The 19,016-nt window shown below is 57.8% G+C and carries 18 protein-coding genes; 6 read left to right on the forward strand and 12 right to left on the reverse strand.

Going from position 1 to position 19,016, the window contains the following annotated elements; genetic code table 11:
- Positions 1–84: 84 nt before the first annotated feature.
- Entirely contained in the window at positions 85–966 is an 882-nt protein-coding gene (locus RBI05_RS14290) for an AraC family transcriptional regulator (RefSeq protein ID WP_150456204.1), read from the reverse strand.
- Between the two features lie 173 nt (positions 967–1,139).
- On the opposite strand from RBI05_RS14290, the gene RBI05_RS14295 reads away from it, so the two are divergent.
- Entirely contained in the window at positions 1,140–1,991 is an 852-nt protein-coding gene (locus RBI05_RS14295) for an aldo/keto reductase (RefSeq protein ID WP_150456205.1), read from the forward strand.
- A gap of 129 nt (positions 1,992–2,120) precedes the next feature.
- On the opposite strand, the gene RBI05_RS14300 is transcribed toward RBI05_RS14295, so the two are convergent.
- From RBI05_RS14300 to RBI05_RS14320, 5 genes are all read right to left on the reverse strand, one after another.
- A complete protein-coding gene (locus RBI05_RS14300) occupies positions 2,121–3,341 on the reverse strand; it encodes an ABC transporter permease (protein ID WP_310551607.1) in 1,221 nt (406 codons plus the stop codon).
- A gap of 1 nt (position 3,342) precedes the next feature.
- Complete coding sequence (locus tag RBI05_RS14305) at positions 3,343–4,095, reverse strand: ABC transporter ATP-binding protein (protein WP_310551608.1); 753 nt, start codon at positions 4,093–4,095, stop codon at positions 3,343–3,345.
- Positions 4,092–5,591 carry a DEAD/DEAH box helicase gene (locus tag RBI05_RS14310; RefSeq protein ID WP_310551609.1) on the reverse strand — a complete coding sequence of 500 codons (1,500 nt, stop codon included), beginning with the start codon at positions 5,589–5,591 and terminating at the stop codon, positions 4,092–4,094. Before RBI05_RS14310 ends, RBI05_RS14305 begins: the two co-directional genes overlap by 4 nt.
- Before the next feature lie 131 nt (positions 5,592–5,722).
- Positions 5,723–6,499 carry an SDR family NAD(P)-dependent oxidoreductase gene (locus RBI05_RS14315; protein ID WP_310551610.1) on the reverse strand — a complete coding sequence of 259 codons (777 nt, stop codon included), beginning with the start codon at positions 6,497–6,499 and terminating at the stop codon, positions 5,723–5,725.
- A 64-nt stretch (positions 6,500–6,563) separates the two neighbouring features.
- Positions 6,564–7,022 carry a chemotaxis protein CheX gene (locus RBI05_RS14320; RefSeq protein ID WP_150456210.1) on the reverse strand — a complete coding sequence of 153 codons (459 nt, stop codon included), beginning with the start codon at positions 7,020–7,022 and terminating at the stop codon, positions 6,564–6,566.
- A 239-nt stretch (positions 7,023–7,261) separates the two neighbouring features.
- Between RBI05_RS14320 and RBI05_RS14325 the strand changes: the two genes are divergently transcribed.
- The 3 genes from RBI05_RS14325 to RBI05_RS14335 all read left to right on the forward strand — a co-directional run bounded on the left by RBI05_RS14325 (position 7,262) and on the right by RBI05_RS14335 (position 10,859).
- Complete coding sequence (locus RBI05_RS14325; RefSeq protein ID WP_150456211.1) at positions 7,262–8,164, forward strand: LysR family transcriptional regulator; 903 nt, start codon at positions 7,262–7,264, stop codon at positions 8,162–8,164.
- Positions 8,165–8,175: 11 nt separating this feature from the next.
- Positions 8,176–8,988, forward strand: coding sequence for a histidinol-phosphatase (locus RBI05_RS14330; protein WP_310551611.1), 813 nt, complete (start codon positions 8,176–8,178; stop codon positions 8,986–8,988).
- 176 nt (positions 8,989–9,164) lie between these two features.
- Positions 9,165–10,859 carry a methyl-accepting chemotaxis protein gene (locus tag RBI05_RS14335; RefSeq protein WP_310551612.1) on the forward strand — a complete coding sequence of 565 codons (1,695 nt, stop codon included), beginning with the start codon at positions 9,165–9,167 and terminating at the stop codon, positions 10,857–10,859.
- A 291-nt stretch (positions 10,860–11,150) separates the two neighbouring features.
- On the opposite strand, the gene RBI05_RS14340 is transcribed toward RBI05_RS14335, so the two are convergent.
- The 3 genes from RBI05_RS14340 to RBI05_RS14350 all read right to left on the reverse strand — a co-directional run bounded on the left by RBI05_RS14340 (position 11,151) and on the right by RBI05_RS14350 (position 13,764).
- Positions 11,151–12,074 (reverse strand): metallophosphoesterase, encoded by a 924-nt coding sequence (locus RBI05_RS14340; protein WP_310551613.1) that lies wholly within the window; start codon positions 12,072–12,074, stop codon positions 11,151–11,153.
- Between the two features lie 20 nt (positions 12,075–12,094).
- Positions 12,095–12,850: an ion channel gene (locus tag RBI05_RS14345; RefSeq protein ID WP_191089409.1), complete on the reverse strand. Its 756-nt coding sequence runs from the start codon at positions 12,848–12,850 to the stop codon at positions 12,095–12,097.
- Positions 12,851–12,930: 80 nt separating this feature from the next.
- Positions 12,931–13,764 (reverse strand): DUF3891 family protein, encoded by an 834-nt coding sequence (locus RBI05_RS14350; protein ID WP_310551614.1) that lies wholly within the window; start codon positions 13,762–13,764, stop codon positions 12,931–12,933.
- 70 nt (positions 13,765–13,834) lie between these two features.
- Here RBI05_RS14350 and RBI05_RS14355 point away from each other — a divergent pair, with 70 nt between their 5' ends.
- Complete coding sequence (locus RBI05_RS14355) at positions 13,835–14,350, forward strand: hypothetical protein (protein ID WP_310551615.1); 516 nt, start codon at positions 13,835–13,837, stop codon at positions 14,348–14,350.
- A gap of 220 nt (positions 14,351–14,570) precedes the next feature.
- On the opposite strand, the gene sdhB is transcribed toward RBI05_RS14355, so the two are convergent.
- The 3 genes from sdhB to RBI05_RS14370 are packed head-to-tail and all read right to left on the reverse strand — an operon-like array spanning position 14,571 to position 17,812.
- The gene (gene sdhB, locus RBI05_RS14360) at positions 14,571–15,335 is read right to left on the reverse strand and encodes a succinate dehydrogenase iron-sulfur subunit (protein ID WP_150456220.1); all 765 of its coding nucleotides are present in this window, start codon (positions 15,333–15,335) and stop codon (positions 14,571–14,573) included.
- A gap of 37 nt (positions 15,336–15,372) precedes the next feature.
- Positions 15,373–17,118, reverse strand: a complete 1,746-nt coding sequence (gene sdhA, locus RBI05_RS14365; protein WP_310551616.1) for a succinate dehydrogenase flavoprotein subunit — start codon at positions 17,116–17,118, stop codon at positions 15,373–15,375.
- A 28-nt stretch (positions 17,119–17,146) separates the two neighbouring features.
- A complete protein-coding gene (locus RBI05_RS14370) occupies positions 17,147–17,812 on the reverse strand; it encodes a succinate dehydrogenase cytochrome b558 subunit (protein WP_310551617.1) in 666 nt (221 codons plus the stop codon).
- 246 nt (positions 17,813–18,058) lie between these two features.
- On the opposite strand from RBI05_RS14370, the gene RBI05_RS14375 reads away from it, so the two are divergent.
- Entirely contained in the window at positions 18,059–18,964 is a 906-nt protein-coding gene (locus RBI05_RS14375; protein ID WP_150456223.1) for a LysR family transcriptional regulator, read from the forward strand.
- The last annotated feature ends 52 nt before the right edge of the window (positions 18,965–19,016 follow it).

Raw genomic sequence — 19,016 nt, forward strand, 5'->3', positions numbered from 1 at the left:
TACCGGAGTTCGTTCAGGCTGAAAAGCGGCAGATCCGCGTCATAGTGATAGTGAACCCTTTCATTCATTTGGGGAGCATCGGGTTTATGCCCTTAAGCGCTTTATATCTTCTCTTGGTGGAGAGCCGAACATTCGGGAATATTCCCGACTAAATTGCGACGGGCTTTCGTATCCTACTCGAAATGCAATCTCTGTCGCATCTGCCGATTCGGTTAACAGCAATCGGCGTGCTTCCTGAAGTCTCAGCTGTTTCTGATATTGAATTGGACTCATAGCCGTTACTTCCTTGAAGTGTCGATGTAACGATGACACGCTCATATTGGCAATCCCTGCAAGTTCTTCAATCCGAAGAGAACGGACATAGTGGCTCGTAATATATTCAATGACTTCGTTTATTTGATGGGCAGAACTGCCTTCTGTTGCAATTTGCCCAAGTGTACTGCCTTGCTCGCCCTGAAGTATACGGTACAGAATCTCTTTCGTATACAAGGGGGCAAGTACCGCGATATCGTTTGGAGCATCAAGCAAACGAGCCAGCCTAATGACCGTATCCAGCAAAGGCAGGTTCATTCGACTGACAAACATCCCTCGCTTTGCATTTTCTCCAGGTCGAACTCTTTTTTCTAAATCATGCAAAACCTCTAAGACTTGAGTTGCCGTAAATTCAAGTTTAAAGCCCAGATAGGGAACTTCAGGGGTCGCTTCAATGACAACGGCAGTAACAGGCAGATGAACTGAAGCAACCAGATAGTCGGCAGGGCTGTATCGAAATCGCGCTTCACCTAGCCATACTTCCTTCGACCCTTGAACAACCACACAGAAGGATGGCTTGTATACGCCGGGGTTAGGTACGGAAGCATTGGAATCGCGCATGAGATATAAGGAAGGAACCGCGGTTTCATGTACACCGTCCTGCTTTGCATAACGCACGATAATTTGAACAAGCTCTGCCTGCAGCTGCGACATTGGGACCCTCTCCTTTGATCTGTTAATAATATGGATTATAGACGATAAACGTTAGTTACATAAGTTGCCGTGAGAGAATTAGGCAATGATTTGATCCGATTGAGATATCGGCCGCTTTGTCTTATGCCGCATAATGGAGGATATGAAGAAGCTCATAAATGGAGGGATTTATTATGAAAAAAGTGACCTTGAACAATGGTATTGAAATGCCCATTCTCGGATTTGGCGTTTTTCAGATTACGGATCCGAATGAGTGCCAGCAAAGCGTCGTGGACGCGATTGAGGCCGGTTATCGGTTGATTGATACCGCTGCTTCTTATAGCAATGAACAAGCCGTTGGCCAAGCAATCAAACGCAGTGGCGTGTCGAGGGAGGAACTTTTCATTACAACGAAGCTGTGGGTGCAGGATACCGGGTATGAGCGTACAAAAAAGGCATTTAAACAATCGCTGGAATTTCTGCAGCTTGATTACTTGGATCTCTATTTGATTCATCAACCGTTCGGAGATGTGCACGGCTCCTGGCGCGCTATGGAGGAATTGTACCGAGAAGGAAAGGTTCGGGCAATCGGTGTAAGTAACTTCCACGAAGATCGCTTGATTGACTTGATTCTTCATAACGAAGTGGTTCCTGCTGTAAACCAGGTTGAAACCCATCCGTTCAACCAACAAGTTGATAATGCGAAATTCATGAGAGAGAATCATGTTCAAATTGAATCTTGGGCGCCTTTTGCGGAGGGCAAAAACGGCTTGTTCCAAAATGAGATATTGGTATCCATTGCTGAAAAGCATAATAAATCCGTGCCTCAGGTCGTTTTGCGTTGGTTAACTCAAAGAAACGTTGTTGTAATCCCCAAATCAGTTCGTAAGGAAAGAATTATTGAGAACTTCAACATCTTTGATTTTGAGTTGAGCCAAGAGGATATGAGTAAGATTACTACGCTGGATACGAATCAAAGTCTATTCTTCTCGCATCGTGATCCCGAAATGGTTAAATGGATCAGCACTCGTAAAATTCATGATTGATTAAGCTTAACGAAGAAATTTGCGTCATTTATGCCGTTAAAATAAAGGATTCCAGTTTTTGTTGCGCTTATGAGCAGGGAGCAGCAGGGAGCGGTTATCGCTCCCTGCTGCTCCCTCTGTCTTCCCGCCTTACAAATCTTCTTCATTCGGCTGCCGAAGCCTGCGGTCCAGACGATAACGCGTCAGCCCTGCGACGGCGGCGCCTCCCGCCAAGGTCAGCAAGGAAGCGCCCAGTCCGTCTGCGCCGTTCGCCAGCAGCGGCAGCCACAGCAGCACAGCCCAGATGAGATGCTGGCCGAAGACCAGCGAGACGGTGCTCCGTCGCCGGCTTCCCTCCGGCAGCGGATACACCGTCAGCCAGAACGACTCCTCATGCGGCTTGGCCACGCCGGAGAGCTGGACGCCGATGACGAACAGGAAGAAGAGATAGAGCACGGGCGCGCCCCAGCCGCCCCGCGTCCAGTAGACCAGCAGCAGCGTGAGTACGCCGATGCGCGTCACCATGCCGAGCGTCTCGCCCCGGGCCAGCGTCTTGGTCAGCAGGAACCGGTACGCGGTCTCCTTCTTCCACGGCAATCCCGCTCCCCAGCGGGACAGCCAGCGGCGGCGGTATACTTTCTGGCCGCGTCCCGGCACATCCACGAACCAGCCCAGCAGCAGCAGGGCGCGTTCGGCCTGGGCTTTCTCGGTGGCGATCAGCCGGTCCCACGCCACCCTGTGGCGGGCCGGCACAGCCAGGGCTGCGAGATACGCGGCTGCCAGCAGGCCGGAGAAGAGCAGGCCCCGCAGCGCAGGCTGCCACAGCCAGGCGGCGGCGATCAGCAGGCCGACTGCCCAGCGAAGCAGCCGGTACCCGGCCGCCGCCGCCGGCGAAATCAGGTTCAGTTCTCTCCAGCAGCCAAAAGAGGAGAGCACTTTCACGCCCAGCAGCAGCAGCAAGGTGGCCGCCAGCGCCTTCGGTTCGGCGGCGCTCCTTATATAGAGCGGCCACAGCAGCAGAAGCAGCAGGAGCAGCCGAAGGCTTTTCCAGACCGTTCCGCTGACCCAAGCCGGAGCAAAGTACGCCTTCATCCGGTGTCCCTGGGGCAGCAGAAAGATGGCATCCGGCTCCTGCAAATAGGTTCGGAAGCTGCTGTGCACCGCCGCCGGAGCCAATATAGCCAGCATGATCGGAAGAATCGGCAGCCCTTCGGGCACATCCTGCAGCAGCGCCGTGTACCAGGCGGCAAACGCAATCAGGCCAAAAGCGAACACCATGGCGACGCCGCTCTGGATAATATAACCGACATAAGGCATAATCCCGCCCATCGCCTGCCTGCGTCTTCGGCCGCGCAGTTCGCGCAGATCCATGCTACTTCCCTCCCTGGACCAGCTCGTAGAACAACTGCTCCAGCGGAAGACCCGGCCGTCCGGCGGCGGCCGTCATTTCGGCCAGCGTTCCCTGGGCGACCACCTTGCCCTGGTGAAGCACGATGAAGCGGTCGCAGTAGTTCTCAATCGTCGAAAGAATATGCGAGCTCAGCAGAATCGAAGCTCCCTCCCGCCGCAGCTCCTGCATGAAGTCCAGCAGGGAGCGGATGCCGAGCGGGTCCAGGCCGAGGAACGGCTCGTCGATGACATAGAGCGACGGTCTGGCGACGAACGCGCACATGATCATTACTTTCTGCTTCATGCCTTTGGACAGATGGCCGGACAGCGTATCCAGCTTCTCTTCCATTCGGAACAGCGAAGCCAGCCGGGCGCTCCGGGCTTCGTAATCGGCGCGGTCCACCCCGTAGGAGCGGGCTGTGAATTCCACATGCTCGCGGACGGTCATCTCGTCGTACAGCAGCGGGGCCTCCGGTACGAAGGACAGCGCGGCATGGTAGCGCTCCGGGTCCTTGTCCCGGGTGACGCCGTCTACGGCGATGCCGCCCTTATGCGGCGTCATCAGGCCGAGAATATGCTTCATCGTCGTGCTCTTGCCCGCCCCGTTCAGACCGATGAGGCCGACCATTTCGCCCCGGCCGACGCTGAGCGAAATATCATGCAGAACCGGCTTGTTGAGGCTGTAGCCGCCGGTCAGTCCCTGAATCTCCAGTACGTTCGCGGCAGCTGCGCTCATTGGCCGTCACCCCGCGGTCCCTTGTCCTTAAGCCAGCGGGGCGCGCCCTTGCTCTTGCGGTCGCGCTCCCGCTCGCTGCGGCCCCGTCCTCCCGGGCCGCTGCTGGCACCCGCCGCCGGGCGCGCTGCGCCGCCCCGGCGTCCTTCCCCGCCCGCTTCGCCCGGGCGGGGCGCTGCCGTGCGGGCGCTCTTCTCCGCGCCCGCCTTCTCTCCGGCCGCCGGCCGGCCGGAGACGGATGCCCGCGGCTTCTGCGCGGGCACAGCGGCGGATGCCCGCGGCTTCTGCGCGGGCACAGCGCCTGCGCGCGCGGACGCCTCGCCGCGCGGCTTCTGGCGCGGCCCTGCTCCGCCGCGCACGCTGTCCGGCGGCAGCACCTGGCCGCCGTAGAGTACCCGTTCGCTGAGCTCGATCCCCAGCTCGCGGGCGAATTTGCGCATGATGAACGTCTCGGGCGCCGTCACAATGGACAGCGAGATGCCGCTCTTGCCCATCCGTCCGGTCCGGCCCGCCCGGTGCACATAGTGCTCCGAGTCGAACGCCGGGTCGAAGCTGACCACGAGGTTCAAATTCTCGATATCCAGTCCCCGGGCGGCCACGTCGCTGGCGACAAGCACCCGGAAGCGGCCTTCGCGGAACCGGTTCAGCACATGGCTGCGCGTCACCTTGTCCGTCTCGCCGTAGAGCGCAGCCGCGCTTAGCCCCAGATGATTCAGCTTCGCTTCGACATCCGCAATATGGGCCGTATCGTTCACGAACACGATCGTCCGCGGAGAGTTGTAGTGCCGGATGGCGCGGCGCAGCGTGTCGATCTTGTTCCGCTCTTCGGCAACGACATAGAGATGCTCCAGCCCCCGCGCCGTCGTCCGTTCCGGCTCGATTCCGATCTCGACCGGATCTTTCATCTCCCGGGCGGCCAGTGCGCGCGTCGCCGGTCCGATTGTGGCGGACAGCATGACGAGCTGGCGGCTACGCAGCGCGCTGCCGACAATCTTCTTCACGTCGCCCTCGCCGCCAAGCTGGAACATCTGGTCCGCCTCGTCGATTACGATGGTGCGGATCTCGTGCATCTTCAGCTTGCGCAGACTGATCAGCTCCAGCACGCGTCCCGGCGTACCGACGACAAGCTGGGGATGCTCGCGCAGCTTCTCGATCTGCCGCTTGATCGCCGCGCCGCCGATCAGGCCCATTACGCCGATGCCCCGCTGGGCGCCGTAACGCTCCGCCTCGCGCACGATCTGCATCGCCAGCTCCTGCGTAGGCGCCAGGATCAGCTTCTGCGCCGCACGCCGGGAAGGGTCAATGCCCTGAAGAAGCGGCAGCAGGTAGGCCAGCGTCTTGCCGGTCCCGGTCTGGGACGCAGCCAGCACATCCCGGCCCTCCAGCAGCGGCGGAATCGTCTCCTGCTGAACCGGCGAAGGCTCGGTAATGCCGAATTCGGCCAATCTTGCTTCCAGGTCTTCCTGAATGCCGATCGCCGCAAATGAAGCTTTTTCCATAGGGATATTCATCCTTTTCGCTTGTATGATCTCTTCATTATATGCCAAAAAAGGCCGCTCCACCAACTGGAGGGCCCTGCGCGCCAACTCTCTCGGCTATAGAGAAGCCGGACCTGCCGCCGAACCGGAAATCACTTCCGGCTCATGCTCTTATAGGTCAGCCGGTCGGCCAGACGGGGAACCATACCGTACGCCCGGATGGCCCAGGCCGCCCAGCGGGGGAGATCGACTTCTTCCCGGCCGCTCTCCATGACGCCGACAATCTTCTTCGCCACATACGACGGCTTCATAATCATGCCGCCGAGATTCTTGACATAGGTCCCGTCCGGGTCGGCGATGTCGAAGAACTCGGTATCAATCGGCCCGGGGTTCACAGCCGATACGGTAACTCCGCTGCCGCGCAGCTCCTGGCGCAGCGCGTTGGTGAAGCCCAGCACCGCATGCTTGGAGGCCGAATAGGCCGTCGATTTGGCGGTGGCGATTTTGCCGGCCATGGAAGCGACATTAATAATTCTTCCGGCTCCCTGCTCCAGCATCTTCGGAAGCACCGCCTTGGTACAGCGGACCGTTCCCATGTAATTAACGTTCATCATCTTCTCGTACTCGTCGATGCCCGTCTCGGGCGTAAGGGCGAACCGGCCAAATCCCGCATTGTTCAGCAGCACGTCCACCCGTCCGTACACGCCAAAGATGCGGGCAAACGTCTCCTCCACCTCGGCGGAGCTGCCCACATCGCAGCGGTACATTCCGTATTCTCCCGGCAGGCTTCCGGCAATCGCCTTCAGCTTGTCCTCCGAGCGGGCCACCAGTACCGGGATGGCTCCGCGCTCGGCCGCCATCTGCGCCGACAGCGCTCCGATTCCGCCGGAAGCGCCGGTCACTACCACAATCTTCCCTTTAAGTTCCATAGAAGCTCTCTTCCCAACTCCAATCGCTGGAATTGCGGCCGCCTTCGCCGCTTCTGCTTCTATTCTAAGAGATCATGACCTGAATATCCAGTTCGCCGATGCCGTCCATCAGCAGCGGGATGCTCAGGGCCTTGCGCGGCAGGAACGATACGATATTCTCCGACTTCATAACCTTCGGCGGCGTAATATCCACCGTCACGCCCTGATTGGACAGGATCGTGCTGGCATTGCCGCTGATCATATTGCCAAGCTCCGAGATCGCGCTCTGGCTCATCTCGTCCATCTCCGTAATGGTATAGCCGCCCATCATAGCCGAAACCATCCGCAGCGCTACATGCTCTTCCAGTCCAAAGACGATATTGCCGCTGAGCTGTCCCGTCATGCCAACCTGAATCCATATATGGTTATCGATTACCTCAATATCCTTTATGCCCAGGTTACCAGTGGACGGCGAGACCTGAATTACCTGTTCGATCACGGTGCGCGCAGATTCCAGAAACGGATTGATAACTTCTGCTTTCATGAAGTGTGTGTCCCCCTCACCGGGCTTTAGTCTTACACCAAAAGTCCCAATACCATAGATATAGTATACCTAATATATCGGCACATTCCAGCAAAAGTTAATAACATTCTCAAGGTTTTCGAGCCCGGATTTGCCGCCCGCATTGCCCATCCGGGGGGAATCTCCTATAATTTAATCAAATGCCCGTATACGGCGTAAGATAAGGTACATACAGATACGTGAACCGGAGGGGGGATTCCATGAACATCAGCCAGTTGGAGACCTTGATTATGATTTCCAAAACCATGAGCTTCCGCAAGGCCGGAGAGTTGCTTAACCTGACGCAGCCGGCGGTATCGGCCCAGATCAAGAGCCTTGAGGAAGAATTCAAAACCCAGTTGGTCGACCGGAACCAGCCCGTCACGCTGACCGACCGGGGACAGGTATTTCTCGCCCACGCAGAACGGATTGTAGATATCGTGGACGAGCTGAGACAGCGGCTGGCGGACCTTGAGGAGACGCCCCAGGGCCATATTGTTCTCGGGACAACGACCTCCATTGCTATCCAGATCCTGCCGCGTATTCTGTCCTATTTCCAAGACCAGTTCCCCCATATCAAGACTTCCATCCAATCCATGTCGTCTTCGCAGATCTACCAGCAGGTGGAGAACGGAATTGTGGATGTCGGCATCGGCTATCTCATCGGCCAGAACCCGGGCTTCAACACCTCGGTTCTGTATTATGACACGTTCGAGCTTGTGGTATCGCCCCGGCATCCGTTGGCTTCCCAGCGGACCGCAGGCGTTGAGGCGCTTGGCCGCACGCCGCTGATTCTGCTCTCCCCCGACACTGTCGGCCGGCGTTTTGCCGAAGAGGTCTTCGCCCGCCACGGCATCCAGCCCCAAGTGATTATGGAACTGACGAGCAGCGAAGAAGTGAAGCGGATGGTCGAGCTGGATCTGGGAGCAGCCATTATCTCCAAGCAATCGGTCGCTTCCGAAGTACGCGCCGGGACGCTGCGGATTGTTCCGATTCTGGAACTGGAGGTTACCCATCCCGTCGGAGTCATCACGAAGGCCGGCAAATACGTCAATTCGGCAATGAGGCAGTTCCTCAGCGATCTCAAGGGCATGCCCGAGGCCCAATTCATCGGTTCTGAATAAGGAGTGATTCCATGACCAGCTTTGACCTGCATACCCATCATTCCCGCTGCGGGCACGCCGACGGAAGTATTCGCGACTATGTGGAGGCGGCTATCGCCTCCGGACTTCAAGTCGTAGGCATTTCGGACCATACGCCCTATTTCGGCAGCAGCGAAGATCAGGCTTTCCCGAACATCGCCATGGCCAAATCGCAGTTCCGGGAATATGTGGATGAAGTGCTGTCTCTCAAGAAGGAATACGCAGGCGTCATTGACGTTCTGCTCGGCATCGAATCGGATTACTTCCCGGAACACGCTGAGCTGTACCGGAGCAAGCTGGCCGAGCTTCCCTTTGACTATGTGATCGGCTCCGTGCACAGCGTAGGCGGCGTCAGCATCTTCAACAAAGGACGCTGGAAAGGACGCGGCGCTAAGGAGCGAATCGCTGTCAAATCCGAGTACTACCGGCTGATCGCCGAATCGGCGCGCACCGGCATGTTCCAGATTCTCGGACATATTGACGCCATGAAGGGTAACTTCCCGGCTTTCTCGGACATTCCCGCAAGCGGCGCCATCGACGACTGTCTGCGGACCATCGCCGACTGCGGCACCGCCATCGAGATTAACACCTCCGGCGGCACGAAGCTGTGCGGCGGGTGGTATCCGTCCGACGACATTCTGGAGCGGGCGCTGCATTTCGGCGTCCGGGTGACCTTCGGTTCCGATGCGCATCGGCCGTCGCGGGTGGCGGAGGACCGGGAAGCCGTCGCCGCCAGGCTGAAGGAGATCGGTTTCGGCTCCTGGGTCTACTTCAAGGAACGGCGGCCGGTTACGGTGCCGCTCTAACAGACCGAACTGTCTAACCGCAATTAGAGAAGCAGGCTGCCGTCAGCCTGCTTCTTCGTATTTTCCGGATTATCCTTCTTGAATTCCACTTATTTCATCTTCATGGAATCCCTGCCCTGGTCGATATAGTAATAGCAACGGCATCAAGATTCTATGCAGAAGGGTACGGATGCAGCATGAAGAGGAGTTTTCGGTTCAAAAGCTTAAAGAAAAGGATTTTATTTGGTTTTTCCATCGTTTTGTTCGTTGTGGTTCTTCTGGGCGGCTACAATTATCTGGCCATCAAGGCTTTGAATGATAAAAATGACGAAGTGGTCGATCATCCGCTGTCTTTGTTGATGATTACCGAGAAAAGCGCGCTGAATATGTCGCAGCGCACCTCCCTTGCCCGCGGCTCCGTCCTCTATGAAGATGCCGCGCTCCGGAAGGAACTGGATCAGCTCAGCGCAGAGAATATCAAGCTGGAACAAGAACTGCTGAAGCTGAACGCTTCGCCGGAAGCCAAGCAGCTGGTGGAGAAGAATGCCGCTTGGGAAAAGGTGCTGGACAGCGTCTTTCAGGCGTTCGACGCCGGTAACGAGGCAGAAGCCGAGGAGCTGCTGAAGACGCAATCGAAGCCTCTGGAGATCGAAATTCTGAAGGGTTATACCGATATGGCTTCGTTGGCTGAGAGCTCCATTTCGGATCAGGTGGAGTATATTCAACATTACGGGGATTCTTCCCTGAAGGTGGATATTGGTGTTTCGGTCTTCGTTATCGCCGTCGGGATCTGGGTTGCCCTCCTGATGGCGAGAAAAATATCCCGTCCTGTCATCGCCCTGAAGGACCGGGTCGAAATGATGGCGGCCGGCGATTTCAGCCAGCCTGCCCTGCCCGTAGCGACCGCGGATGAAATCGGACAGCTGGTGACGGCGCTCAACGGGATGAATGAAGGGACGAACGGGCTGCTGAATCGGATTCATACCGTGTCCGACACGGTATGGAACCACAGCGAGCAACTCACGCAGGCGGCCGGGGAAGTCAAGATGGGCACCGGACAAATCGCGGTGACCATGGAGGAGATGGCTACAGCCGCCGAAACGCAGGCCAACAGCGCAAGCGATTTGTCGGATCTGATGGAAGGCTTCACCGCTACAGTCAACGAAGCGAACGACCGCGGGCAGGAAGTTCATACGTATTCGGAGAAAGTGCAGGACCTGACCGAGAAGGGCAGCCTGCTCATGGAATCCTCTTCCCGGCAGATGGCCAGCATCCATCATATCGTCCGGGACGCCATGAACCAGATGGAGCGTCTGGACGCCAAGTCGCAGGAAGTCTCCAAGCTGGTCTCGGTCATTAAGGACATCGCCGAGCAGACCAATCTGCTCGCCTTGAATGCAGCCATTGAAGCGGCTAGAGCGGGCGATCAGGGACGTGGCTTCGCGGTAGTGGCCGATCAGGTGCGCAAGCTGGCCGAACAGGTGGCCTTCTCTGTGCAGGACATTACTCAAATCGTGAATCAGATGCAATCCGAATCGGATGCGGCCTCCCGGTCCCTGCTGAGCGGGTATCAGGAAGTGGAACAGGGAACGGCCCAGATTCACACCACCGGCGAGACCTTCAACGAAATCAGCGATGCCGTACGCGAAATGGCCGCAGGCATCAGCGGCATCTCCCGGTCCTTGTCCGATGTGACCGAGAGTACCCGCAAAGTCGGGGGATTCATCGAGGAAATCGCCTCCGTCGCCGAAGAAACGGCGGCCGGCGTGCAGCAGACGGCCGCTTCCGCGGAGCAGGCAAGCAGCTCTATGGAAGGCGTGGCGGGAAGCTCCGAGCACCTGGCCAAACTTTCGGAAGAGCTTCGGGAGCTGGTCCAGCAGTTCAAAATCTGATCGAAATGGGATCGAAAATGAATCGAACCGGCCTGGACGGGCGCGTATCGCTATCGTCTGGAGACCCTCAAAGGCGCTTCTGCCCTTGGGGGTTTTCTTGTTTTCTTGTTTTCTTCTTTGTACGGGGAGTGCCCGCCGACTCTGAGCCTTATTTCTGCACAAAAAAAGGAGACCCGTTCTTCCCGGGTCTCAAAGTCATATATTCAAAAGGGGGTCATGTCTGTATCTTACCCGTTCTCTGTTAGAGTTCGATAACGGTATGATTTCATTTGTGTAACAAAACGTCACAGGCTAGTTCCGCCGCAGCGTGATGACCGTCAGCTCCGGGCGGCACAGGAACCGAATCGGCATATACGTCTCGCCGAAGCCGCGGTTGACGTACAGCTTCATGCCTCGGCCGCCGATCTCGTACAGGCCGTCTATGTACTTGAGCGAGCCATCCGGCGTGAAAAGGGCGCCCAGAACCGGAAGCCGAATCTGCCCGCCGTGGCTGTGGCCCGAGAGCTGAAGCCGTACGGGATAGGCCTGTATCAGATCGGCATAATCCGGCTCGTGCATCAGCAGCACCGTGAATACGTCGTCCGGGATATCGCCGAGCGCCGCCCGCGGATTCGGCTCGCCGTGCAGTTGGTCTTCCATGCCGGCTACCGCAATCCGGCTGCCGCCAAGCTCGACCATTTCATGTTCGTTGCGAAGCAGCCGGAATCCCGCCTGCTTCCACAGCTTGGCGAGCAGCTCGGTATTCTTGTAGTCATGATTGCCGAGAATGGCGAACCGGCCAAGCGGCGCGGTCAGCTCCGCCAGAATCGGAACCGATTCCGCCATATCCTCCGCGTAGCTGTCTACAATATCGCCGCTGAAGCAGATCAGATCCGGGCGGACGGACTGAATATGATTGACGAGCCGCCTCGTATCCCCGGCGTCCTTATTGAAGCCCAGGTGAATATCGCTGATATGAACAATCCGGACGCCGTCAAAAGAAGCGGGCAGGTCTTTCCACCCCAGCTCCAGCCTGACGGTCTGAAGCCATCTTGGCTCCCCCTGCCAGGCATAGCCGCCGGTCAGCAGACCGGCTCCGATTACCGTTCCTGCCGTTCGCTTCAGGAACTGGCGGCGCGTCATCATACGCCCCCGGACACCCGGGCTTTCTCCTCCGGTTCCCCGGTCCCCGGGGTTGTCTGGTGCGGGAGAATGTCCCGCCGGTTGGCCCCGCATGGGCATCTCTCCTCTTCTGCTTAGTCTTTCGGTCTGATTCGGGCCGAAGTCGTCACATTCTTCTCGACCGTCCCCCCGTTGTCCGTCCTGCCGCCATTCGATTCCCCGCCGCCGCTCTGCCGCCCGGTATCGATACTGACATCGATCTCTGCTTCGACTTCCTCCTCGGGCATATCGCCCAGAATCTTGCGGAACAAGCCGAGCATGGACAACGCGTAGGCGACCGTAATGAAGCTGAAAGCGATCTGCATAACGACTACCAGACGCGAAGTGCTGTCCACCGCTGCGATGTCGCCGTATCCAACCGTGGTGAAGGTCGCGACACTGAAATACAGGAACGCAACCAGTTCAGTCAGCAGATCGCTTCCGATGCCGTCTCCATGAAAGGAAGAGGCTCCGAACAGCTTGTAGATGGAGGTGTATACGACGGTGAAGAAGAGCACGCAGATGATGGCGGCCAGGCTGATCCGCCGCAGCGTGTCCTTGAGTCGCACCTCCCGGTCGTTCGATTCCTTGATCTCATGAAAGATAAAGATCAAATAGAAGACCACGGAGAACAGGCAGAACAACAGGATAAGCGTTCGCATGCCGGCATTCCCTGCCGCAAGCCGTTCGAGGCTGATGAGATCCAGCAGATCCTCCACCGAGAACAGCACATACACCAGCAGCGGTACAATCAGAATGCCTTTATTCACCCATTTGATCTTCGACCGATAAAATAACACGATCAGCGCTGCAATGGCCGCTGCATTCAGCATCCAGATCCATCCGTCCATTATCGACGCTCCTGTCCCTGACTTGAGGATGCGGCGGCTGCGGCGCATCCGTTGAGGGTAAGTTCTTCCGGCGCTTGCGCCTAGGGCCGGGGCACCTCGCCCGGTGCGATTCCAATTCGGATCCTTTCCTCCTTGGCCGACCGGTCAGCGGCCGCCAGCCCCTTCGCCCGCGCTTCCGCAGCCGAGACCCGCCGCAGCGGCAGTTCCACCTCAAAGCTCTCCTTGAAGGGATACGGTTCGAGCAGCAGCGTAGTTCCCTGCCACTTCGCCGTCACGGGGCGGCCGCTGGTGAAGGAGAAGTCCTCCGTTCCCCCGAAGCCGTCCTTGAACCACGGATGCTCCTCCGATTTCGGGGAGCCGGGTTCATGCAGGCCGAGGTAGAGCGACAGGTCATCGCAGAATTGCAGCAGCCGCATATCGTAGTACAGCTCGTCCTCCGCAGCAGCCTCGCTCTTCGCCTCCAGCTCCCGGTGAATCCGCGATCGGCGTTCCCGTTCCTCTTCCTGGTAGGCATCCAGCGATTCGCCGCGCTCTCCCGACGCTTCAATCAGCCGGTCGTAGTGCAGGCTGCACAGCAGCGCTCCGTAGGGGGTCTCCGCTTCCAGCTCATCCAGTCCCTTCCGGTAGAAATTCAGCTTAGGCACTACCGGATAATCGAGGAAGCTGTACGGGGCCTTCGCTTCATCATTCCAGAAAGGGGTCTCGTCCAGGTCGATCCAGCCCCGGTCATGGTGCGCAACGGCATACAGCACGGCTTCCCGGCGGTGCTTCGCCGGCGCGTCCGCTTCATTGAAACGGGCCGCGAACTCTCCGGCCACCAAGCCATGATCGTGCTGCCGAATCAAAATCCAATCTCCGCCTTGTTCCCGACAAATCAACGTCCATTCCTCCCTGATCCCTATGCTGTAACGCATGGTGCAGATAATATGGAGATTATATCATAAGGGGGCAGCCAATTCGAAAGCCGGAGCCGGAGGTGCCATAATGACTACAATTACACGCGTGTTCCGGACAAGGAAACGGTACCTTCTGTTCCTCGTGCTCGCTTGTCTGGCCTATGAGGTCTTCCAAGGTTATAGGTACACCCGCTCCTATTACACGCAGGAGCATATTAAATGGGCAATGGTAATCTTACGGGACAATAAACCGGGAATCGGGTCGAGCTCTCAATCGATTACCACAACCGACGAAGAGGAACTTGCCGATATCGTCAAGCTCCTGAAGAAGAGGACGCCGATTCGACTATGGCCTGACTTGGGGCCTGTTAAGTCTTATACCCAAGAATTTCAGGAATTGCATATTGAGCTTCTGTCGGATAATGAGGTAACGCTGGATTATTATCTTGATTCTTTTGGAGGCATCCGGGTTGTAAAAGGATTCGACGATGACGCATGGCATGCGGCTCCTTGGGGCGGAAGCCGGAAGAAATGGTTCAACGAGCTGAAGAGTTTTGCCGAAACCAAGAAGACGAATGAGAAGTGGGCGTACCAGAAGAATTGAAAGGAAGAAGAACCACCCGGCGGGTGGTTCTTCTGTCGATTCGTCAGTTGATAATGGTCCGGATGGATAACCGGCTGTGAGGCAAAAAAGGACCCCGCCGTTACCGGCGGGGCCAAGTTCTATATCAGGGGGTCAATGTCTACACTATAGCCCCCGAAGCTTAAAGAGGGATGAAGAGCGGATAAAGTTTCACTTAAAATCTCCCGCTGCCCTGCAAGACTTATACCCCGAGCCAGCGCTTGAACATATGCTTCGTCGTCTGCTTGTTGATCTCGGCGATGGAGGTTGTCAGCGGGATGCCCTTCGGGCAGGCGCGGACGCAGTTCTGCGAGTTGCCGCAGCCGTCGATGCCGCCGTCCTGCATCAAGGCCTCCAGCCGGTCGTCGGCGTTCATTTCGCCGGTCGGATGGGCGTTGAACAGGCGGACCTGGGAGATTGCCGCCGGACCGATGAAGTTGGTCCGCTCGTTGACATTCGGGCAGGCCTCCAGGCAGACGCCGCAGGTCATGCACTTGGACAGCTCATAGGCCCACTGCCGTTTCTTCTCGGCCATGCGCGGACCGGGCCCGAGATCATAGGTGCCGTCGATCGGAATCCAGGCTTTGACCCGCTTCAGGGCGTTGAACATCCGGCTGCGGTCAATTACGAGGTCCCGCACGACCGGGAAGGTCTTCATCGGCTCGACGCGCACCGGCTGCTCCAGGTTGTCGATGAGGGCCGCGCAGGCCTGCCGCGGCTTGCCGTTAATGACCATGGAGCAGGCGCCGCACACTTCCTCCAGACAGTTGGACTCCCAGCATACGGGAACGGTATTCTGGCCGGATGCGTTGACCGGATTACGCTGAATCTCCATCAGGGCGCTGATTACATTCATGCCCGGCCGGTAAGGCAGTTCGAACTCCTCGGTATAGGGAGCGCTCTGCTGATCGTCCTGGCGGGTGATAATAAACTTGACCGTTTTGGCTGCTGCCGCTGTATCCGCCATCTTGATTGCCTCCTTTGGCGTACGCTATAGTGTCGTCTTATTTCTCCTTGGAATAATCGCGAATCCGGGGAGGGATCAGGGAGACATCCACTTCCTCGTATGAGATGCTTGGACCGTCGGGGGTCCAGGACGCCATTGTGGTCTTCAGGAACTCCTCGTCGTTGCGGGTCGGGAAATCCGGCTTGTAATGTGCGCCCCGGCTCTCGTTGCGCAGGAGCGCGCCCTTCGTCATGGCTTCGGCCAGCTCCAGCATATTCCACAGCTGGCGGGTGAAGGCGACGCCCTGGTTGTTCCAGCGCGACGTATCGGTCATATTGATGCGCTGATAGCGCTCCTTCAGTTCTTTAATTTTGCCGATGGTCGCTTCGAGCTTGTCGTTGTAGCGCACCACCGTCATGTTCGCCGTCATCCACTCGCCCAGCTCTTTGTGAATGACATAGGCGTTCTCGGTGCCGTTCATGCCGAGCAGGGACTCGTATTTGCTGCTCTGCTTCTTCTGATAGCCGTCAAAGAGCGCCGAAGAGACATCCTGCGTCCGCTTCTTGAGCCCCTTGATATATTCGACCGCCTTCGGGCCCGCCATCATGCCGCCGTAAATGGCCGACACCAGCGAGTTCGCGCCGAGACGGTTCGCGCCGTGGTACTGATATTCGCATTCTCCCGCGGCGAACAGGCCCGGGATATTGGTCATCTGGTTGTAATCAACCCACATGCCGCCCATGGAGTAGTGGACCGCCGGGAAGATTTTCATCGGAATTTTGCGCGGATCGTCGCCCATGAATTTCTCATAGATCTCGATAATGCCCCCGAGCTTGACGTCCAGCTCCTTCGGGTCCTTGTGCGAGAGGTCGAGGAAGACCATATTCTCGCCGTTCACGCCAAGCTTCTGATTGACGCAGACGTCGAAGATTTCGCGGGTGGCGATGTCGCGCGGAACCAGATTGCCGTACGCCGGATATTTCTCTTCAAGGAAGTACCACGGCTTGCCGTCTTTGTAGGTCCAGATGCGTCCGCCTTCGCCGCGGGCCGATTCGCTCATCAGGCGCAGCTTGTCGTCGCCGGGAATGGCCGTCGGATGAATCTGAATGAATTCTCCGTTCGCATAGGTGACGCCCTGCTGATAGACGGCGCTGGCGGCCGTACCGGTGTTGATAACCGAGTTGGTCGTCTTGCCAAAAATAATCCCCGGCCCCCCGCTCGCCAGAATGACCGCGTCGGCCGGGAAGGTCGAAATCTCCATCGTGCGCAGATCCTGCGCACAAATGCCCCGGCACACGCCCTCGTCGTCGATGACGGCGGAGAGGAACTCCCAGTTCTCGCGCTTCGTCACGAGACCCTCCACTTCCCAGCGCCGCACCTGCTCATCGAGCGCGTACAGAAGCTGCTGGCCCGTCGTGGCGCCCGCGAACGCCGTCCGGTGATGCTTCGTGCCGCCGAACCGGCGGAAATCGAGCAGGCCCTCCGGCGTGCGGTTGAACATAACGCCCATCCGGTCCATCAGGTGAATGATGCCCGGCGCGGCTTCGCACATCGCCTTGACGGGCGGCTGATTGGCGAGGAAGTCGCCGCCGTAGACGGTATCGTCAAAATGCTCCCAGGGCGAGTCGCCCTCGCCCTTCGTATTAACGGCTCCGTTGATGCCGCCTTGAGCGCAGACGGAGTGGGATCTTTTGACCGGAACGAGAGAAAAAAGCTGTACATGCGCGCCGGCTTCGGCCGCTTTGATGGTCGCCATCAGGCCGGCGAGACCGCCGCCCACGATAATGATATCGGCTGTTGCCATAACGGTTCACTCCCTTGGAAGGTAGAAGTCAGATGAAAGATTGCAAGGTCTGGGCTGCGGAGGCTGCGGCCTGGAATTCGTCATCCCGGAACGTGACCAGGGACAGCAGGAACATGAAGGTTACAACGACGAACAGTCCGAGACAGATAAAGGAAGAGACGCGCTGCGACCGGGGGCCTACCGTGATGCCCCAGCTGATCAGGAACGACCACAGGCCGTTCGCAAAATGGAAGCAGGCCGCCACAATGCCGATGACGTACACGGCCAGAAGCGCCGGATTGCTCGTAATGTCGTGCATAACGCCGCCGAGTTCTTCATGCGTCACGTTGCCGAGCGCCACCTGCACGCGCGTCTCATAGAGATGCCAGACGATGAAGATGAAAGTGACGATGCCCGTTATCCGCTGCAGGGTATAGCGCCAGTTGCGCTCCAGATTGAAGCGGTTCAGGTTCGGCTTCGCCTGGTAGGCGATGTACAGGCCGTAGACCCCGTGGTACAGCAGGGGAAGCCAGATGAACAGCAGCTCCAGGAAAAAGACCAGCGGCAGGCTGTTCAACCAGGCCACGCTGTCCTGGAAGCCGGAGGCGCCGCCCTCGACCGCCGAGAAATTCGTCAGCATGTGCTCGATGAAGAATGCGCCGAGCGGGATTACGCCAAGCAGGGAATGAATTTTTCGGGAATAAAATTCTCGCATTCGAAGTGGCCCCTTTCAGTTTAACAGCGTTTTCATTAATGCTCATACACGGGATGGAACAGGTGTGAATCAGCGGCAGGCCGCCTTTGTATTCCTTTTCACAAATTGTGACCATCTTGTGTCACTTTGTATGTTACTCCTTTTTAGCTTATAAGGGAATTGCAATCTAATTATTAAACGTTATACACTATCTGCATAAGAGTAACTCCAAAGTGATAATAATTCTCATTTAGAAGGATGGCTGTTATGTTCGACGATCTGGATATTTTTGCAACCGTAGTGGAACAGTCCAGCCTGAACCGGGCCTCCCGTCTCCTGAATGTGTCCCAGCCTGCGCTCTCCCGGAAAATCGCCAAGCTGGAGGAACGCCTCGGCGTAACGCTCTTCGCCCGCCAGGGCAAGCGGCTGGAGCTGACGGAGGTCGGAAGGCTGACTTATACGTATGCGCTGGAGCAGCGGCAGCAGCGCGCCAAATTCCTGGAGACGCTTTCCCGCTTCCGGCAGGGCGAGCCGCTGCTGCTGACGCTGGGCGCCAGTCTGACGACTCTTCAGACGACGCTTCCGCCGCTGGTCCATGCGTATATGGATAAATACCCGGCAGCCGAGCTGAAGCTGATTACCGGCAAGACGCACGAAATTGTCTCGTCGGTCGCCGAAGGCCGGTATGATGTCGGCATTATCGCTTCCGCCACGCGGGAGCCGGGCCTGCGCTGCATTCCGCTGTTCGAGGATCAGCTGCGCCTCGTCGTCGCCGGCCATCATCCGCTGACGGCGGTTCCGGCGCTGACGATGGAGCATCTGCACCGCCAGCCGATGATTCTCTTCTCCAAAGGCACCTGGTACCGCCGGATGACGGACGAGCTGTTCCAGCGCAGCGGCATCGAACCGGATGTGCGCATGGAGATCGACTCGTTCGAGGCGATCGTCCGGCTGCTTCCGACGATCAAGGCGGCGGCCCTGCTGCCGAAATCCTACCTTCGGCCGGAGCTGCTGACCAGCGGCGGGCTGGCGTCGCTGCATATCAAAGAGCTGGAGCAGACGCAGCGCTCGACCTGCCTGATCTACCGCGACGGCCCGCTGAGCGCCGCCGCGCGGAGCCTCGTTCAGGTCACGGAAGAGGTGTTTCCGGGCGGCAGCCGGCCTCTGGGCTGAAGGCCGAATGCGGCAGGACAAGTTGGCGGAAAGAGCGGAAAGACACAGAAAG

It is taken from the genome of Paenibacillus glufosinatiresistens, from assembly GCF_031470375.1.
In the GTDB taxonomy this organism is placed as follows: domain Bacteria; phylum Bacillota; class Bacilli; order Paenibacillales; family Paenibacillaceae; genus Paenibacillus_AQ; species Paenibacillus_AQ glufosinatiresistens.

Bases quoted from the DNA above. Each gene is read 5' to 3' on its own strand.
- RBI05_RS14290 (WP_150456204.1), bottom strand. From the start codon at position 966: ATGTCGCAGCTGCAGGCAGAGCTTGTTCAAATTATCGTGCGTTATGCA.
- RBI05_RS14295 (WP_150456205.1), top strand. From the start codon at position 1,140: ATGAAAAAAGTGACCTTGAACAATGGTATTGAAATGCCCATTCTCGGA.
- RBI05_RS14300 (WP_310551607.1), bottom strand. From the start codon at position 3,341: ATGGATCTGCGCGAACTGCGCGGCCGAAGACGCAGGCAGGCGATGGGC.
- RBI05_RS14305 (WP_310551608.1), bottom strand. From the start codon at position 4,095: ATGAGCGCAGCTGCCGCGAACGTACTGGAGATTCAGGGACTGACCGGC.
- RBI05_RS14310 (WP_310551609.1), bottom strand. From the start codon at position 5,591: ATGGAAAAAGCTTCATTTGCGGCGATCGGCATTCAGGAAGACCTGGAA.
- RBI05_RS14315 (WP_310551610.1), bottom strand. From the start codon at position 6,499: ATGGAACTTAAAGGGAAGATTGTGGTAGTGACCGGCGCTTCCGGCGGA.
- RBI05_RS14320 (WP_150456210.1), bottom strand. From the start codon at position 7,022: ATGAAAGCAGAAGTTATCAATCCGTTTCTGGAATCTGCGCGCACCGTG.
- RBI05_RS14325 (WP_150456211.1), top strand. From the start codon at position 7,262: ATGAACATCAGCCAGTTGGAGACCTTGATTATGATTTCCAAAACCATG.
- RBI05_RS14330 (WP_310551611.1), top strand. From the start codon at position 8,176: ATGACCAGCTTTGACCTGCATACCCATCATTCCCGCTGCGGGCACGCC.
- RBI05_RS14335 (WP_310551612.1), top strand. From the start codon at position 9,165: ATGAAGAGGAGTTTTCGGTTCAAAAGCTTAAAGAAAAGGATTTTATTT.
- RBI05_RS14340 (WP_310551613.1), bottom strand. From the start codon at position 12,074: ATGCGGGGCCAACCGGCGGGACATTCTCCCGCACCAGACAACCCCGGG.
- RBI05_RS14345 (WP_191089409.1), bottom strand. From the start codon at position 12,850: ATGGACGGATGGATCTGGATGCTGAATGCAGCGGCCATTGCAGCGCTG.
- RBI05_RS14350 (WP_310551614.1), bottom strand. From the start codon at position 13,764: ATGCGTTACAGCATAGGGATCAGGGAGGAATGGACGTTGATTTGTCGG.
- RBI05_RS14355 (WP_310551615.1), top strand. From the start codon at position 13,835: ATGACTACAATTACACGCGTGTTCCGGACAAGGAAACGGTACCTTCTG.
- sdhB (WP_150456220.1), bottom strand. From the start codon at position 15,335: ATGGCGGATACAGCGGCAGCAGCCAAAACGGTCAAGTTTATTATCACC.
- sdhA (WP_310551616.1), bottom strand. From the start codon at position 17,118: ATGGCAACAGCCGATATCATTATCGTGGGCGGCGGTCTCGCCGGCCTG.
- RBI05_RS14370 (WP_310551617.1), bottom strand. From the start codon at position 17,812: ATGCGAGAATTTTATTCCCGAAAAATTCATTCCCTGCTTGGCGTAATC.
- RBI05_RS14375 (WP_150456223.1), top strand. From the start codon at position 18,059: ATGTTCGACGATCTGGATATTTTTGCAACCGTAGTGGAACAGTCCAGC.